This is a genomic window from Bartonella sp. MR30HLJHH, from assembly GCF_042194195.1.
GTDB lineage: Bacteria > Pseudomonadota > Alphaproteobacteria > Rhizobiales > Rhizobiaceae > Bartonella > Bartonella grahamii.
This window is the reverse complement of the sequence record NZ_JBHIMO010000002.1, coordinates 41,098-58,305: the sequence shown is the minus strand read 5'-3', so window position 1 is coordinate 58,305 and position 17,208 is coordinate 41,098. Positions and strand designations below refer to the sequence as shown.

Genomic DNA, 17,208 nt, shown 5'->3' with positions numbered 1-17,208 from the left:
TAACGGATAACATTCTGCTTTCCCATTCAATATGCAAAAACAATGATGCGCCTTAATAAATAAAAGCCTTGATCCACTATAAACCCCATGAAACACACGTGAAATACGTTACTATTTTCACTGAGATTTCTTTAGGGCTCCTTCTAAAAAAAACATTGCCAACAGATAAACCAATAAATAGATACCCAAAACATAAACGAGTGAGAAAAAGCCAAATATATCGACCATATACGCACTCATGTAAAAAAATACCAATAAGCTAAATCTCCCAACAGTTGACAAGAAAGATTCATATGTAGCCCTGAAATGATCACTAATACTATCATGCAAAACAACTTCTACACGAAGATATGTATACTTAATTAAGTAAAAAATCATACAGACTAAAATAACAGCAATTTCTTTTTTCGGCTCAAAGAAAACCACTGTAAAAATCAGTGAAACCAAAAGAAACAGCAATAAAATAAAATTCACTCTTTCACTTAGTTTTGTAAAGAGAAAACTAGCCAAGAGCTGAGAAAGCAATATCAGTGAAAATGTCACACCAAGATCAAAATAAGTGACATTAATATGATGATCTTTAAATATCCACTGCCAATACTGCGAGAATATATTGAAAAAGATCAGTGAAAAATAAAAGCATAAAGAGATATAAGGAACTTTAATAAAAATAGATAACATCTCTTTAGCATCATAAATGAGAGAATTCGCTTTATTTGTTTTTTTCTCTCCTTTCAGGTCATCAAGAAAAAACAAACCAAATAGTGTTGTCATCAACATTAAAAACGCCGCGATATACCATATATATTGGCTAGAATAATCAGCAAAATATGCGCCGATTAAACTGAATATAAACATGCCGATGTAATTATATTGAGAGCTGGCTCCCAGCACTTTTTTAGTCGATGTCAATTTTGCTTTTGCATATTGAACAAGTAAAGCATTATAGGCCCCAGCAATCAATGTCAGCGATAAGGCATTAAAAGATTCTGCCAAAAGAAAACCATAAAAGCTTGTAGAAAATCCCATGAGACATAGCCATGTAGCAGCAAAAGCCGCTGCCAAAACGATCGATATTTTATAACTTTTTCTATCGGCAAAATATCCCAGAGGAATATCTGTAACCATCATAATAAAAGCCTGAAACGACTTAATGATCCCGATATCAATAAGAGTTAGCCCTTTTTCAAGCATATAAAATACAATAAAGGCACCTGTTAAAATTCTTATACCGTTAAATAAAAATCCAAATGCTAATATATTTGTCATCTATTCCCCAATAACGCCACGAAAGGTGTCAATACATCCTTTTATATAAAGATAAAAGCTTAAATTTTATGACAAATATGGCAATAGCCGCTATGCGGATCTCCAATCCTATCAATTTGATATCCTGAAAATTGCTGGAAATAATGTCACGTTTAGTTTGCTATTGGATCTGTTTGAAGACAGTATTATCAAGGAGAAATGCTTGAAAACAATGAAGAAGCGCCTCAATTTATGAATAATCATCTTGTTCTGAACATGCAACCACAATGAAGACTGATATTGATTTACAAACAAAAACACAGCCTTTAATGAAGAAAAAATGCACTCCAAGAATTTATTTTAACCCTGTCCAAAGCGTGTATGAATATAATCACTCAAAAGCGCTTCAAATTCTTCAGCAATGTGATCACCCCGCAAAGTTTTTACCTTTTGTCCCTCAATAAAAACAGGTGCCGCAGGACTTTCCCCCACTCCAGGCAAAGAGATTCCAATATCCGCATGTTTTGACTCCCCCGGTCCATTGACGATACATCCCATCACGGCAACCTTCAAACTTTCAACGCCAGGGTATTTTTCACGCCAAATAGGCATATTTTTGTATAAATCCGCTTCAATTTTTTGCGCCAATTGTTGAAAGACCGTTGAGGTTGTGCGCCCACAACCAGGACAAGCCGCAACCACGGGCAAAAATTGCCGAAAACCCATCACTTGCAAAAGTTCTTGCCCCACCTTTACTTCTCGTGTCCGATCACCACCAGGTTTTGGTGTTAAGGAAATTCGTATCGTATCGCCAATACCTTGCTGTAATAAAATACCCAAAGCCACCGAAGAAGCAACAACCCCCTTTGTTCCCATCCCAGCTTCCGTTAATCCCAAATGAAGAGCATAATCACAACGCGCCGCCAAGGTGGTATAGACAGCAATAAGATCTTGGACATCACTCACTTTAGCAGAAAGAATAATTTTATCACGTCCCAATCCCATCTCTTCAGCCCAAAGAGCTGATTGCAGAGCAGACTGCACAACAGTTTCCCGCATCACTTCAGCAACCGATAAAGGATTTTCTTGCTGTGCATTTTCATTCATAAGCCGTGTTAACAACGCATTATCAAGAGAGCCCCAATTCACGCCAATGCGAATAGGTTTATGATACCGACAAGCAATCTCAATAATTTCTGCAAATTGGCGGTCTTTTTTTGCGCCAAAACCAACATTTCCAGGATTGATGCGATATTTTGCAAGCGCCTCAGCACACGCAGGATGCTCAGATAAAAGCTTATGACCAATATAATGAAAATCCCCAACCAATGGTACAAAAAATCCTAACCTCTCCAATCGCTCCCGTATTTTTGGTACAGCTGCCGCCGCTTCATCACGATCAACAGTAATCCGAACCAATTGTGAACCAGCCTGCCAAAGAGCAGCCACTTGAGCAACAGTTGCATCAACATCAGCCGTATCCGTATTGGTCATTGACTGTACAACTATCGGGCTCTGCCCCCCAACGATCACATCACCAACAGTAACGCCAATAGACCGACGACGCTCAAGTGGTTTAGATAAAAAATAGGTCGTACTCATCAAGTCCTCAAATTTTTAAAACCTGCGCTATCAATCATCATTTACATTGACTTCCTCCGCGCTTCAAAGGACGAAAATTACACCGCCCCCAATCTTAACAGATTACTCTCAAAAGGTTCCACCTACTAACCACTGATGCAATTCAACTCATAGGTGCGATTCATCCTATAGACGCACCGGATAAGTTTTACTACTTCTGTTCAAGTTTATACTTCTACACTTGGTTGATTCAAAAAGAAACCGAAACCAAACAGAGACAATACTGTATTTTTAAGTTGCATGCCTATACCGTACATCCACGTCATCGCAAAACGTATTTTACAACACAACAGATAACGCCTATCAAAGCGCAATTTTTAAAAATGCATGAAAGACACCGCCCAATTAATCCAACACATTGATTTATAATAATCTATTTTTTACAAATTTGAATGGCAAACCCAAATATCGTAAGATTTTCTCATTTTAAATCTTCTTAATTGAATCAATCAATACCACCCCGTAAAGCCACAAGAGAACATGTAGATAAAAATTCCTTATAAACTATTTCAAGTGCCAAAAGCTATCCCAACACTTTAAACAAACAAAAAATGAAGACAACGCCCACCATCTTTATGAAATAAAGATGATAGAACACCATTTTGTAAAATTTTTTACCTCACATCCTTAACAAACACCATCATGAAATGAACTCGAGCACATTAAGAAATTCCTCATTAAACTCAAACTCTTAATTCTCATCTCACCCGCGCGCGGCATTATCAATGCAACCTTTCAATTTTCAAGCCGTTATAGCAAAACCCCAAACACAATTCCAACTGTCACGCAACAATTTAACACATGAAGGAGTCAATAAATGTGTCTATTTTCACCCAACGCCAAAAATGCTAAAATTAAAAAACGTATAGCACAATTAAAAAGAGAGCTGGTCCCCGTAAATCATTGGAGTTCTCAAAATGATAGCTTTGAAAACATTTCTGAGCTGTTTAGCACATGGAAACAAAAAGGCCGTCACGCGCTTTATCACCTCAACGAACATGCTACAGAATTAAAGAAAAAAGCGAAAGAAAATCCTAAAAAAACCCTCGCATTAGCAGCAGGAGTCGTTTTAGTAAGCTTCTTGCTGATCCGTAAAAATTAACAATACAACCAACAACCTTCCCTTTTAATGCCCGACTCAAAGCGGGCATTTTTTATAGTTTACAAAATATAAAATTTACATCTTTCCCTCTAACTTTACACTTTCTTCCAAAAGATAAGTTTTCATCCATCCCGTCAGTCTATTATCCAATTTTCTATCTGGCAGTCCCCTACCCCTGTCCTCAAAACACGCGGTAACACCACACTTCAAAGGACAGTGTTGTGAGAAATTATAAGAAAATTTTTCAACATTGCATCCATCCCGCTACTGAGTTAGTTTAAAAGAAATGGAAGTGAGTAAAGATGCATGCGCTTTAATATTCTAAGGAACATTAATTGACATCATGATATAGAAGTATAAGAAGCCTAAGAGCTTTAAAAGATGTATTATAAAAAACCAAACGAAATCTTCCAATGTGAATACCCATTTGCTATAAGTAAATGACACAAGAATTAAACTGAAAAAACCCAAAATTTATCCTCCAGAATCGACCCGCTGCGAAGTATCCACATACGTAACCACAGACATCCCAGGAATGAGTTTTTCAATCCCTTCCTGCCCAGGATCTAAAGCAATCCGTACTGAAATACGTTGCGCAATTTTGATAAAATTACCAATTGCCGTATCCGTTTTTAACAATGAAAATTCTGAACCTGTAGCAGGTGCAAAACGAACCACACGCCCTGTTAACTTTTTGTTGTTCAATGCATCAACAGAAAAAACAACCGGTTGTCCCACACGCATCTGAGAAAGTTGCGTTTCCTTATAATTAGCAATAATCCAAATATCATCAGAAATAACAGAGACCAATTGTGTCCCCGGCATAACATATTGCCCTACCCGCGCTCCAACTAATCCAATATAGCCTGTTCGAGGAGATAAAATCTTTGTGTGATCGAGATTAAGTTTTGCCAACTCAACACTCACCTTCGCTCCCGCAATTTCTGACTGTAAACTTTGCCGTTCAAGATCCAATTGTTTTTGCAATTGGCGTTTTGTTTCGAGAGCTGTCAAGAGTTGTGAAAGAGGGCGAGAAACAGAACTTGCCGCATCACCAAAACCTAACTTTTTACTATCTGGAACAACATTGGAAAATGCTCGTGACCGCGCCAATTCCACCTCTGCTGTATTAATTTCGCCCTGCAAAAGCTGTGCTTGCAATTCAATACTTGCCAGTTTTGCATTTTTTGAATCGAGAACAGCCTGTGCCCGTGCAAGCTGCTGCCGAAAAAGAGAATCATCGAGCTCAAAGAGCAGCATTCCCTTTTCAACACGTTGATAATCTTGCACATAAATCCGTGCAATCACCCCAGAGATCTGTGAACTAACCAGAGTAACATTGCCCTTAATAGAAGCATTATCCGTTATTTGAATGTTACTCACAAAAGGAGGAAGTCTCCAAGCCCACAAAATCAGCAAAACCCCCGTAATACCCGATAGGAATGCAACAATCGTAGCTTTTGACCGTAATGTTTTTATCATTTTTTGCACCCCTCTTCTATGACATTATTCTACTTTTCTAATGCACGCAAAGAGCATGACTTAACAATCATTGTGGCAAGAAAAATAACGAATACAACCATTGAAATATAAAAATAAAGCCGAAAAACGTCATCATAAGCAAAAATATTTGCTGTTAACTTAAATTTCTCTATCAACATAGAAGTACCCTGCTCACTTCTCAAGCCATTGGGAACAGAAACACCATAAGAAGGCGAAAATAAAGTATTCATCTCACCAGAAATAAGCGGATCAGTAATAATAATATTTTGTGTTAAGGACTCAAAGTTCTTATGGGCAAAATAAAACTGAAGGCTGCCAAAAAAAGCCGACCCCATCAATCCCCCTGTCACTTGCGTTAGCAAAAAAACAGCAATAAAACTTAAAACGTAACGCGGTCCTCGCTCACCAGCGATCACAAACCCTCTGAAAAGAGCAGGAGGCAAAAAAAGTGCATAACTAAAACTCACCAACCCTTGGCTCAACATCATATCTTGTGGACGCGTTAAATGGTTTACATGACTATCTAAATAAGCTCCCAACGCCAAACAACCCAAAGACAACAAATAAAAATAATCCTCACGCCCCGCCCGTAAAAAAAAGACACAAACAGCCCCCCCTAACAGAATCCCTAATGTCACCGCAAGATACATGGGCGCCATCTCACGATTGAGCAAACCAAAAAGATTAAAAAACCCTACAGGCAAATTTGACCGCTCCAATAAAAAAACATGAAAAATAAATAAAATAAAAACAGATTGGACCATTTCTTTACTGAAAATCCAACGTAAATCAATCAACGGTTTTTCTCTATTAAGCTCAATAATAATAGCAATAGCCAACGAGAAAATAGCAAGTGCGAGCCCCCAACCAATCCATGGTGCTTCATACCACCAATACAATATGCCAACAGACATGATCACAGCATTTAATCCAAGACCAAGAGCAATCAAACCATAGCTTATCCAATCTAATTTTTGAATAACCTTACTACGCACAACAGGAGTAAGAGGCAAAGTATAGATACAGACCAAGCTGATGAGAACCAATCCCATTTCCAGAGCGGAAAGACTGGAAAAGCCACCATTTTCCAGCAAATCAGGAGAAATTAAACGTGATAAAGGTGCCGCTAAAGCCGCATTCATATAATTCAAACTAAGACCAACAGTAAACTTCTTTGCTGGAGCAAAAGCCTCCATCATATAAAGCAGCGCAAGCGAAGCCAAAGGAGCAGCAGCAATCCCAGCAAAAAAGCGAATAATCAATGCAGAACGCAAATCCGTAACAAAGAGTTGCAACACGCAAACCAAAACGAAGCCAAGGATTGATAGTTCAGCAAAAGCACGCAACCCAAATTGATAGCGGATTTTTATCAACATAATCGCTACACTCACATTTGGCGCCATATAGGCCGCTACCAACCATGTTGTCTCGGTCAAAGTTGCGTGAAAATCACCCGTAAGATGGACAATGTTAGACTGAACAATATTAGCCCCTAAACCATAAGCCCATTGCAAAATAAGAGAAGCAAAAATATAAACAAAACATTTTGGCAAAGATCCTGCAAAAATACGACCAGGACGAGGAAAAGGTTTTCCACCCCTTTTAGCAAACACAACCGTACTCTTTTTTCCGCTCATGTCACCTTTTTCCTGTATACGCTGCTACGCTTCTATCAACACAGCACCATCAGCTGACAATTGCTGGAAAAAAGCCTCTATTTTATGATTATCCTCATCTCCTGTCCCCCCTTCTAATGTCGCTTGAACCTGCAAAATCCGCTGTTCCAATACATCAAAAGAAAAATGCTCTACAGCCACAACGTGCTCTACCAATAAAGAGCAGCTCGAAAAGGTAATATTTGCAACGCCCCCGCATACAGCAAATAATTTTTCACCCAAAGAGGTGCGAACACGCACACTACCCAACACAATGCTTGCCACTAATGGCGCATGGTGCGCCATAACTGTCAAAGAACCTGAAGCTGAAGGAAGAACAACAGACACTACCTGCTCTGAAAACACAATCTTTTCAGGCGATACAAGCTCAAATAAAAAATGCTCTTCTCTATTGTTTTCCACAAAAGTCTCCACAATACCCGATATAAGGACTCTCTGTTTTCTTCAACGACTTGTCCTTTTTAACGAAAAATATTCATGACAGTTTTCTCTTGAACAAGAAGCTTCTTATTAAGACGCCTCTGCCATGAGACGCTTTCCTTTTTCAAGTGCTTCATCAATCGAACCAACCATATAAAAAGCAGCTTCTGGCAAATCATCATAATCGCCAGCACAAAGACCTTTAAAGCCTTTGATTGTCTCTTCTAAAGGAACGAGTTTCCCTGGCGAACCAGTAAAGGCTTCCGCAACATGGAAAGGTTGCGAAAGGAAACGTTCAATTTTACGCGCCCGTCCCACCAGCAATTTGTCATCTTCAGAAAGTTCATCCATTCCAAGAATAGCAATAATATCCTGAAGAGCTCTATAACGTTGTAAAATGGTTTGCACTTGACAAGCAACAGTGTAATGCTCTTCCCCCACAATTAATGGATCCAACATACGCGAGAAAGAGTCAAGCGGATCAACCGCCGGATAAATTCCCTTTTCCGCAATAGAACGCGAAAGAACCGTTGTTGCATCCAAATGAGCAAAAGACGTTGCCGGCGCTGGATCCGTCAAGTCATCGGCAGGAACATAAATTGCCTGAACGGAAGTAATAGAGCCTGTTTTTGTACTGGTAATACGCTCTTGCAAAGCCCCCATATCCGTTGCCAAGGTAGGCTGATACCCCACAGCAGAAGGGATACGCCCTAAAAGCGCTGACACTTCAGCACCAGCTTGCGTGAAACGGAAAATATTATCCACAAAGAAGAGAACATCTTGTCCTTCATCACGGAAACTTTCTGCAATTGTCAATCCTGAGAGAGCCACACGCGCACGCGCTCCTGGCGGTTCATTCATTTGCCCGTAAACAAGGGCACACTTTGACCCTTCCGTTGAACCATTATTCTCTTTTGGATTCACATTCACGCGGCTTTCGATCATTTCATAATAAAGATCATTTCCTTCCCGTGTACGTTCTCCCACACCAGCAAATACAGAATAGCCACCATGTGCCTTTGCAATATTGTTTATAAGCTCCATAATAAGAACGGTTTTTCCAACACCAGCACCACCAAACAAGCCAACTTTACCTCCTTTAGAATAAGGAGCTAACAAATCCACAACTTTAATACCAGTGACGAGAATTTCTGAAATGGTTGATTGCTCAACATATGGAGGTGCCTCTTGGTGAATAGAACGCGTTTTGGTCGCAGGAATTGGTCCCACATTATCCACCGGCTCTCCAATCACATTCATAATACGTCCCAATGTTGCTTCTCCTACAGGAACGCTAATTTGCGTGCCTGTATCCACAACCTTCTGGCCCCGCATCAAACCGTCAGTGGTATCCATAGCAATCGTACGAACGGTATTTTCACCCAAATGCTGCGCAACTTCTAATACCAAGCGATTGCCTAAATTCTCTGTTTCCAAAGCGTTAAGAATATTTGGCAATTCACCTTCAAATTGCACATCAACGACAGCACCAATAACCTGCTTGATCTCACCAACAGCGCCTTTTGCACGCTCTTCTTTTTTTACAGGTGTATCTTTAGCTGCACTACGCGCAGGCGCAGAAGAAGCCTTTACATCCGCTGAAGCCTTTACATCCACTTGAGACTTCGAAGCGGCTTTTTTCACGCCGGAACGAGCAGTTGGTTTCTTTTTTTCACCTTTTTCTGTTCCTTTGCTTGAGGTTACTGCTTTTACCATCAATCCTTACCTTTTCCATTTAAAGCGCTTCAGCGCCCGCAATAATTTCGATCAATTCTGTCGTAATCTGTGCCTGACGTTGACGATTATAAGCTACCGTCAATTTATTAATCATTTCACCTGCATTGCGCGATGCATTGTCCATAGCTGTCATCTTGGCACCCATCTCACCAGCAATATTTTCTAGCAAAGCCCGAAAGATTTGCACCGAAAGATTGCGTGGCACAAGCGCCTCTAAAAGAGAAGCCGCATCAGGTTCATACTCATAAACAATTGATTGTGAACCTTTGCTATGATCTGTTTGCTCCTCAACATCTATTGCCTCAATAGCTGCTTTTGGAGCAATCATCGGAATCAAGCCAAAAGCTGTTGGACGCTGATTAATCACAGAAATAAATTCAGAATAAAACAGCGTACAAACATCGAAAGCGCCTTCATTGAATAAATCAACAATCCGTTGACTAATCATCACCGCCTCTGCAAAACCAATGCGCTTTACAGCATGCAAATCGATATGATCAATTATCAAACCTTTGTAATCACGCGATAAAATATCCGCACCTTTTTTGCCCACAGTGATAATTTTCACTATTTTACCAGCTGCCAACAATGCCTTAATCTGTTCACGTGCACGACGAGCGATTTGCACATTAAAAGCACCACACAAACCGCGCTCAGCAGTACACACCACCAAGAGATGCACATCATCTCGCCCCGTACCACGCATAAGAGCAGGTGCATCAACACCATCTACATCAGCAGCAACACTGGTCAAAATATCAGCCATCTTCTTCGCATAAGGACGCGCAGACTGCGCTGCCTCTTGAGCACGATGCAACCTTGCCGCTGCAACCATCTGCATGGCTTTGGTGATCTTTTGTGTTGCTTTAACCGAAGCGATACGGTCTCTAAGATCTTTTAGTGAGGCCATTCAAGCATTCCATCAATTCATCACGAGAAATTTTTCGCATAAGTATTAAGAACAGTTATCAACTTGTCTTTCAGCTCGTCTGTTATTTGCTTTTGCTCAGCAATTGCCTTTAAGAGATCTTGATAATCACTACGCAAAAGCACCAAAAGTCCCTGCTCAAACCGCGCAACATCAGAAACCGCCAAAGCATCAAGATAGCCATTCACACCCGCGAAAATAACCACCACTTGTTCTTCTGTTTTGAGTGGAGAAAATTGTGGCTGCTTCAACAACTCTGTCAAGCGCGCACCCCGATTTAACAGACGCTGGGTTGACGCATCCAAATCAGAGCCAAACTGCGCAAAAGCTGCCATTTCACGATATTGCGCCAATTCACCTTTAATCGAGCCAGCAACTTGCTTCATCGCCTTAATTTGTGCGGCAGAACCAACACGCGACACAGAAAGACCAACATTTACAGCAGGACGAATTCCTTGATAAAATAAATTAGTCTCTAGAAAAATTTGCCCATCAGTAATCGAAATCACATTTGTAGGAATATAGGCAGAAACATCATTTGCTTGCGTTTCAATAACCGGCAAAGCTGTCAATGAACCAGATCCATTTTCCGCATTCAACTTCGCAGCCCGCTCTAAAAGACGCGAATGCAGATAGAAAACGTCTCCCGGATAAGCTTCACGACCTGGAGGACGACGCAACAAAAGAGACATCTGACGATATGCCACCGCCTGTTTTGACAAGTCATCATAACCGATCAAAGCATGTTGCCCATTATCACGGAAATACTCACCCATAGCACATCCAGCAAGAGGTGCAATAAATTGCAGTGGTGCTGGATCAGAAGCGGTCGCTGCAACAATAATAGAATATTCCAACGCTCCACGTTCTTCTAAAACTTTAACGAATTGTGCCACCGTCGAACGTTTTTGACCAATAGCCACATAAATACAATAAACTTTGTCTTGCTCTCGTCCAGCCCCTTTTTCATGAAAAGGTTTTTGGTTTAAAAATGTATCGAGCAAAATTGCTGTTTTTCCTGTTTGGCGATCACCAATCACCAATTCACGCTGCCCCCGTCCAATAGGAATAAGTGCGTCAATCGCTTTCAATCCGGTCGACATCGGTTCATGCACTGACTGACGCGGAATAATTCCAGGCGCCTTAACATCGACACGACGACGCTCCGTTGCTTTAATGGGACCCTTACCATCTATAGGATTTCCCAACGCATCAACCACACGCCCCAGCAAAGCGGGCCCCACAGGAACATCGACGATAGCGCCTAACCGCTTTACACAATCACCTTCACGAATATCGCGATCTGAGCCAAAAATGACCACACCAACATTATCAACTTCCAAATTGAGGGCCATACCACGCACACCGTTTGGAAAAGCAACCATTTCCCCTGCTTGGACATTATCCAAACCATAAACGCGAGCGATACCATCCCCTACAGAGAGAACCCAACCAATTTCTGAAACCTCAGCCTTTTGGTCAAAGTTTTTGATTTGCTCTTTTAGAATTTTTGAAATTTCAGATGGTCTAATATCCATCAGCTGACCTCTTTTTTCAATGAAAGCTTAAGCGAAGACAATTTTGTGAGAAGAGACGTATCAATTTGAGACGACCCCACACGAACGATTAATCCACCAAGAATTGTTGGATTCACAATGCTGTGTAGCAAAACTTTTCCTCCAACGACACCTTCCAAAGCCTCACACAACTCTTGTCTTTGTTGAGAACTTAAGGGGCGCGCAGAAATAATTTGCGCAGTAACCTGCCTACGAGCGCGTGCAACACAACGCTGAAAGGCATGTAAAATACCAAATACGGCACTAAGCCTACGGTTTGTTGCAATAACGCGTAAAAAATCACCAATAACCTGCCCTGCATTTTTATCAGCAAATTTGATGTTTGCACAAACAGATTGCATCACCTTAATTTGCTCTTTAACTGAAAAGAATGGACTAAGCACAAAGCGTTTTAAATCTTTATTTTGCTCCAAAACAAGCAAAAGATCTTCCACTGCCTTTTCAACCTTTTCAACGTTTCCGGCTTCTTGAACGCAATCAAAAAGCGCTTGTGCATAGCGTTGATCTACCAACGGCAGCGGTATGAGAGAAAATGAATCCGACACGAAATACCGCCTCTTTCCCTTGAGCGACTCTCTGATAGTTATCAGATGAAATGAAACAAACATTCCTAATCTTAAGAATCTTCTTCTTAAAACCTAGAACAAAAATCATTTGGTTTCTAGCATAGACATAGCCGACTCGCAACACCACAAATCGCTGCTTTTTAAAAATTTTAATAAAATATTCAAAATATTTTTGAAAAGATTTTTTTTAGATATACAGGATGGCATCACAGTTTTTTTATGCCTCTTTTTGACATTCTCTGAGCGATTTTTTCACGCTCTTTGATTTTTCTTCAAATGCTCTTACCACTATAACAAAACACTTCTTCTCTAAAAATCACTCCCTTTATCACCACAAGACCTTTAACGAGATGCGACTGCGACTAAAAAATCTATTCTTTTAAACTGATAAGAAAGAAAAAATTGATCTTTTTTCTTCAAATACCCACTCCTTTTAAAAAAAATCACCAAGTATATTTTCTTGTAAACACACTCTTTAAATATACAACGCATTGATTTATAATGATAATGTATCATTTTTCATACCAGATGAGCCCCAAACATCGAAAGATTCTCTTATTTCAAATCTTTCTATCAAAATCACTCCCTTGTTCCATCACAAACAAAAGAGGAAATGATTAAAGAAAAAACACCTCGTATAAACGCTCTCAAGTACCAAGAGCTTTCGTAATCCTAAAAGCTAAATAATAAATGGCGCCATTTTATACCTTTATGAAATAAAGATAGGGAGCCTTAATGCGTTTTTTTCATTCATGAAAGCTTTTACATTCTACACTCGAAAAACATCGTAAAATGAATCCGAGCATGCTGAGAAACATTTGCTTAAACAAGCATATGAATACAGTAATACAATAGATGTTCTGTAATATTCCGTTTTGGGCGTTCTGCTTTACATGAAGAATGTGCCCCCATTAGAGAACGAAGGTAACAAAAGCGTGAAGCAATGGATAATCTCCATTTCACGACAGCCTTTAACACTTGAGATGATGAGGCATTTTAGTTCTTTCTTATATAGCTTCACCCGACACAAGCTCCCCCATCTGTAACATGCAAACGAATGGTTTTGATTGATCAATATAAACAGATTTGAAATAAGAGAATCCTACAATAGTTGAAATTCTAAAGCGAATAACGGCATATTATCACTATAAATCAATATGTTATTATTTATAAAATTATAATTATGGGCGCTTTTGAAAATTCTAGAGCCATAAATAAGGACGACAACGATAAATGCTTATTTTAACCTTTACGCTCCCAAATGAGTCTATTTTCTCGTCAAAGATAAATAAAATAGATATATGCAATACTCTCGCCCTAATCTAGCATACAAAAGCAAGTACGACTCGTACAGCACTAATACATCTTATGAATGCTGCTTCATAAGGTTTTAAGGTCAAACAACATCAAAAACACGACCTTCATTAAGCCTACATAGCTTCACTTTATATGGCACTATATTGCACTGATTTTAGAAAAAGCATAGATCAATATCAATTTGAACCCGTATAAAATTGGATATTTTTGGTGTATTTTCAGGCATTTTCAGCCCCTATAATCCGCCATTATAAAAAGAATCCGCCTATCAAAAGGGTACTGTCCCTAAAACAAAAAAAGGAGTAAAAGCCAAAATGATAGCGCCCTCAAATAAGAGAGACGCTTCTGCTGGTTCCATAACAAAGATATTTTTTCCCGTGGCTCTGCTTAATGCAATGCACATGTATCATATTCTGCTGCTTGGATGCTTATTCTGAATAGATAGTATTAAAGTAAAGCACCTTAAGCTAAAGAGACCTTCACTTTATGCGAGACTGGTTTTAGAAAAAACTTTGCGGATCAATATCAATTTGAACCCGAACGGAACTGGGCATTTTGGGTGTACCGCTAAGCATTGCACGTATAAACCCTTGTATATCAAAAGAGCGCTGTCCTTGCAGCAAAAGCCGAAAACGATAACGCCCCCGAACTAGAGCCAAAGGCGCTTCTGCTGGTCCCATAACCGAGATATTTTTCTCCCGTGGCGCTGCTTGGCGCAATGCGCGCGCATAATGTTCTGCTGCTTGGCGCTGTTGTGCAGATACAATCAAAGAGGCAAGCCGCCCATAGGGAGGCAAATGATAATGCTGACGCGCTGCAATCTCACGTGTGTAAAAATCTTCTGGCTGGCATGAAAGTAAGGCTTTGATGACCGGATGATCTGGTTGATAAGTTTGCAATAATCCTAAACTTTCCAATCCCACACGCCCTGCTCTTCCGGTAACTTGAGAAAGCAGCTGGTAGGTACGTTCACTTGCGCGTAAATCACCATTGGCAAGACCAAGATCAGCATCAATAACGCCAACCAAAGAGAGCTTGGGAAAATGATGTCCTTTAGCGACCAACTGTGTTCCAATAATAATGTCCACATCGCCATTTGCAATGGCTTGTAATTCGCTTCGCAATTGCCCAATCCCTCCTTTGAGATCTGTTGAAAGAATCAATGATCGCGCTTGAGGAAAAAGCATTTGTGTTTCTTCTGCAATTCTTTCCACACCCGGTCCACAAGCCACGAGATGATCTAATGTCCCGCATTCAGGACAGGCTTGAGGAAGTGGTTCATGATATCCACAATGATGACATTTCAATTGCCCTTGCGCACGATGTTCGACCAACCAACTTGAACAATCAGTACAATGAAAACGATGTCCGCAAATTCGGCATAAAGTTAAAGGTGCATAACCACGACGATTAAGAAAAAGAAGAGCTTGTTCGCCCTTATCAAGCGTTTGTTTTAAAGCCTTTTCAAGAGCAAAGGAAATAAAGCGCCCCTTTTGCACCCCTCCTTGGCGCATATCAACCACCCGCAACTGTGGAAGTGCTACTTCTTTAAAACGGGAAGGTAAATGCACCTTTTGATAACGCCCTTTTAAAACATTGGCTTGGCTTTCAATCGACGGTGTAGCTGAAGATAAAATAACAGGAAAATGCTCAAAAGAGCCCCGTGCAACAGCCATATCACGCGCATGGTAAAAAATGCGCTCTTCTTGTTTATAAGCGCTATCATGTTCTTCATCGACAACAATCAAGCCAAGCTCATGAAAGGGAAGAAAAAGCGCTGAACGAGCCCCCGCAACGACACGCACCCGCCCTTCTGCAACTTGCCGCCAGACACGTTCTCTACGACGTGGCGTCAAATCAGAATGCCATTCTGCTGCCGCAGCTCCAAAGCGTGCATAAAAACGATCTAAAAACTGCTGTGTTAAAGCAATTTCCGGCAATAAAATTAAAACCTGCTTGCCCCCTTTGAAGGCTTGAGCGACCGCCTCAAAATAAACCTCCGTCTTTCCTGATCCCGTAACACCATCAAGCAAAAAAACTTGAAACTGTGAAGATAAAACACCTTCTCGCAACATTGTTGCTGCTTCATTTTGCGCTCCCTGCAACTGAGGGGGACAAAAGTCAGGATCAGGCATTGCCACAAGATCAGGAGCAGGAACTATAACATCTTCAAAAACCCCTAACGCTTTTAAACCTTCAACAACAGAAACCGAAGTTCCAGCCGCATGCGCAAGACCAGAACGTGTCCATATCTTCTCATTACGCACCAATTCCAAAACCCGTAATCGCGCTGGTGTGAGACGTTCTACATTTCCACCACAATATCGCAAACCCAGCATCTGCGCTTCCGGCTCTAAAGCAGCCGGTACAGACAAAACCAATCGCGCCACAAGACCAAAAGGCGCCATTGTATAGCGACTAACAAAACGCAAAAATGTGATCATTTCTGCCTTTAAGGGGGGACAATCAAAAACATGAAGCAGAGAGCGTAATTTTTCACGCGCCACCAAACCAGACCTTTGCCCATCGGCTGTCTTCTCTCCAACATCCACAACAAAACCGCAAAGCTCACGCCCCATCACCGGAACCCGAACAAAGGAACCAACGTTCACCTCCATAGAAGATGGAACTTTATAACTATAAGCGTGAGCAACAGGAAGAGGAACCAATACAGATACAATCTCTTCCTCTATCACGTTTGAATGCATCTTTTAAACCAATCTACGACCTCTTGAGCACCAACAGGTCTACACCTTATCTTTAAACACTCTTATAAAATTCATTGCGGGATTCAATCTCTCCCCCTATCACAACACTTTTCTCACAAAAATTCTTTTTAATACTCATTTCATCACCAAAGTGCCAATAAAAGAACCAATCTCATCCTCTATAACAAAAAACTTTATAGCAAAAAAACCAGCGCCATTCTTCTGTGCAAATAAAGCTCATCACTATAAGCATTCAACATGATATTGTAAGTGCGCTCTTCAACAAAGCTATCCCATACTGTAACTTCTTCCCAACACACACGTTTATTTTTTTACCGCCTTATATCTCAATTTATCTTCAACAAACTGATTTATAAAGATATAATCATCATTTTACCTATTGTAATAAAAACCCTCAATACGATGAATTTTTCTCATTTCAAACCCATCGAGGAACATTTGTAAATCCTTATTGATGAGAGAGTCTCCCATGATTTTAATTACAGGGAGAATAATATTGCAAATGGAACCGTTACAATATTCACCTTGGCTTTGTGCCAAAACGTGGAAACACGTGCGTACATCTTTCAGCTTGATTGAGAATCAAGCAACAATACAAGTAGCACAAAAGCGTATTGTTGAAGAATGGGTAACACAGAATAAATCAATGTAATTGACCATAAAAAACCCTTCATGTGTAAAATTTTACATGCCTTCTTCAATGGTGTGTTACGATAAAATAAATCCATTCGCTTCTATTAAAAATGAGGTTAAACCTACCCCCT

At 40.3% G+C, this 17,208-nt stretch carries 12 protein-coding genes; 2 read left to right on the top strand and 10 right to left on the bottom strand.

Going from position 1 to position 17,208, the window contains the following annotated elements:
- Window positions 1-117: 117 nt before the first annotated feature.
- Entirely contained in the window at window positions 118-1,269 is a 1,152-nt protein-coding gene (locus tag ACFIKR_RS01440) for an MFS transporter (protein WP_375658549.1), read from the bottom strand.
- A gap of 339 nt (window positions 1,270-1,608) precedes the next feature.
- A complete protein-coding gene (gene ispG / locus ACFIKR_RS01435; RefSeq protein WP_375658548.1) occupies window positions 1,609-2,850 on the bottom strand; it encodes a flavodoxin-dependent (E)-4-hydroxy-3-methylbut-2-enyl-diphosphate synthase in 1,242 nt (413 codons plus the stop codon).
- An 856-nt stretch (window positions 2,851-3,706) separates the two neighbouring features.
- Here ispG and ACFIKR_RS01430 point away from each other — a divergent pair.
- Window positions 3,707-3,991, top strand: coding sequence for a hypothetical protein (locus tag ACFIKR_RS01430; protein WP_375658547.1), 285 nt, complete (start codon window positions 3,707-3,709; stop codon window positions 3,989-3,991).
- A 474-nt stretch (window positions 3,992-4,465) separates the two neighbouring features.
- On the opposite strand, the gene ACFIKR_RS01425 is transcribed toward ACFIKR_RS01430, so the two are convergent.
- The 8 genes from ACFIKR_RS01425 to ACFIKR_RS01390 form a co-directional block, all read right to left on the bottom strand.
- On the bottom strand, window positions 4,466-5,473 hold the full coding sequence (locus tag ACFIKR_RS01425) for an HlyD family secretion protein (RefSeq protein WP_375658546.1): 1,008 nt from the start codon (window positions 5,471-5,473) through the stop codon (window positions 4,466-4,468).
- Between the two features lie 29 nt (window positions 5,474-5,502).
- The gene (locus tag ACFIKR_RS01420; RefSeq protein WP_375658545.1) at window positions 5,503-7,131 is read right to left on the bottom strand and encodes an MFS transporter; all 1,629 of its coding nucleotides are present in this window, start codon (window positions 7,129-7,131) and stop codon (window positions 5,503-5,505) included.
- A gap of 24 nt (window positions 7,132-7,155) precedes the next feature.
- Complete coding sequence (gene atpC / locus ACFIKR_RS01415) at window positions 7,156-7,572, bottom strand: ATP synthase F1 subunit epsilon (RefSeq protein WP_375658544.1); 417 nt, start codon at window positions 7,570-7,572, stop codon at window positions 7,156-7,158.
- Window positions 7,573-7,680: 108 nt separating this feature from the next.
- The gene (gene atpD / locus ACFIKR_RS01410) at window positions 7,681-9,306 is read right to left on the bottom strand and encodes a F0F1 ATP synthase subunit beta (protein ID WP_375658543.1); all 1,626 of its coding nucleotides are present in this window, start codon (window positions 9,304-9,306) and stop codon (window positions 7,681-7,683) included.
- A gap of 19 nt (window positions 9,307-9,325) precedes the next feature.
- A complete protein-coding gene (locus tag ACFIKR_RS01405; protein WP_375658542.1) occupies window positions 9,326-10,237 on the bottom strand; it encodes a F0F1 ATP synthase subunit gamma in 912 nt (303 codons plus the stop codon).
- Window positions 10,238-10,257: 20 nt separating this feature from the next.
- Window positions 10,258-11,793, bottom strand: a complete 1,536-nt coding sequence (gene atpA, locus ACFIKR_RS01400; protein ID WP_026500438.1) for a F0F1 ATP synthase subunit alpha — start codon at window positions 11,791-11,793, stop codon at window positions 10,258-10,260.
- Window positions 11,793-12,377, bottom strand: coding sequence for an ATP synthase F1 subunit delta (atpH, locus tag ACFIKR_RS01395; RefSeq protein ID WP_375658541.1), 585 nt, complete (start codon window positions 12,375-12,377; stop codon window positions 11,793-11,795). Before atpH ends, atpA begins: the two co-directional genes overlap by 1 nt.
- A 1,838-nt stretch (window positions 12,378-14,215) precedes the next feature.
- Window positions 14,216-16,423 (bottom strand): primosomal protein N', encoded by a 2,208-nt coding sequence (locus ACFIKR_RS01390; protein ID WP_375658540.1) that lies wholly within the window; start codon window positions 16,421-16,423, stop codon window positions 14,216-14,218.
- 517 nt (window positions 16,424-16,940) lie between these two features.
- On the opposite strand from ACFIKR_RS01390, the gene ACFIKR_RS01385 reads away from it, so the two are divergent.
- Window positions 16,941-17,096, top strand: a complete 156-nt coding sequence (locus ACFIKR_RS01385) for a hypothetical protein (RefSeq protein ID WP_375658539.1) — start codon at window positions 16,941-16,943, stop codon at window positions 17,094-17,096.
- Window positions 17,097-17,208 lie beyond the last annotated feature (112 nt).

What these genes read in the sequence shown, in the direction of transcription:
- ACFIKR_RS01440 (WP_375658549.1), bottom strand. Translation starts at nt 1,269, where the DNA reads ATGACAAATATATTAGCATTTGGATTTTTATTTAACGGTATAAGAATT.
- ispG (WP_375658548.1), bottom strand. Translation starts at nt 2,850, where the DNA reads ATGAGTACGACCTATTTTTTATCTAAACCACTTGAGCGTCGTCGGTCT.
- ACFIKR_RS01430 (WP_375658547.1), top strand. Translation starts at nt 3,707, where the DNA reads ATGTGTCTATTTTCACCCAACGCCAAAAATGCTAAAATTAAAAAACGT.
- ACFIKR_RS01425 (WP_375658546.1), bottom strand. Translation starts at nt 5,473, where the DNA reads ATGATAAAAACATTACGGTCAAAAGCTACGATTGTTGCATTCCTATCG.
- ACFIKR_RS01420 (WP_375658545.1), bottom strand. Translation starts at nt 7,131, where the DNA reads ATGAGCGGAAAAAAGAGTACGGTTGTGTTTGCTAAAAGGGGTGGAAAA.
- atpD (WP_375658543.1), bottom strand. Translation starts at nt 9,306, where the DNA reads ATGGTAAAAGCAGTAACCTCAAGCAAAGGAACAGAAAAAGGTGAAAAA.
- ACFIKR_RS01405 (WP_375658542.1), bottom strand. Translation starts at nt 10,237, where the DNA reads ATGGCCTCACTAAAAGATCTTAGAGACCGTATCGCTTCGGTTAAAGCA.
- atpA (WP_026500438.1), bottom strand. Translation starts at nt 11,793, where the DNA reads ATGGATATTAGACCATCTGAAATTTCAAAAATTCTAAAAGAGCAAATC.
- ACFIKR_RS01390 (WP_375658540.1), bottom strand. Translation starts at nt 16,423, where the DNA reads ATGCATTCAAACGTGATAGAGGAAGAGATTGTATCTGTATTGGTTCCT.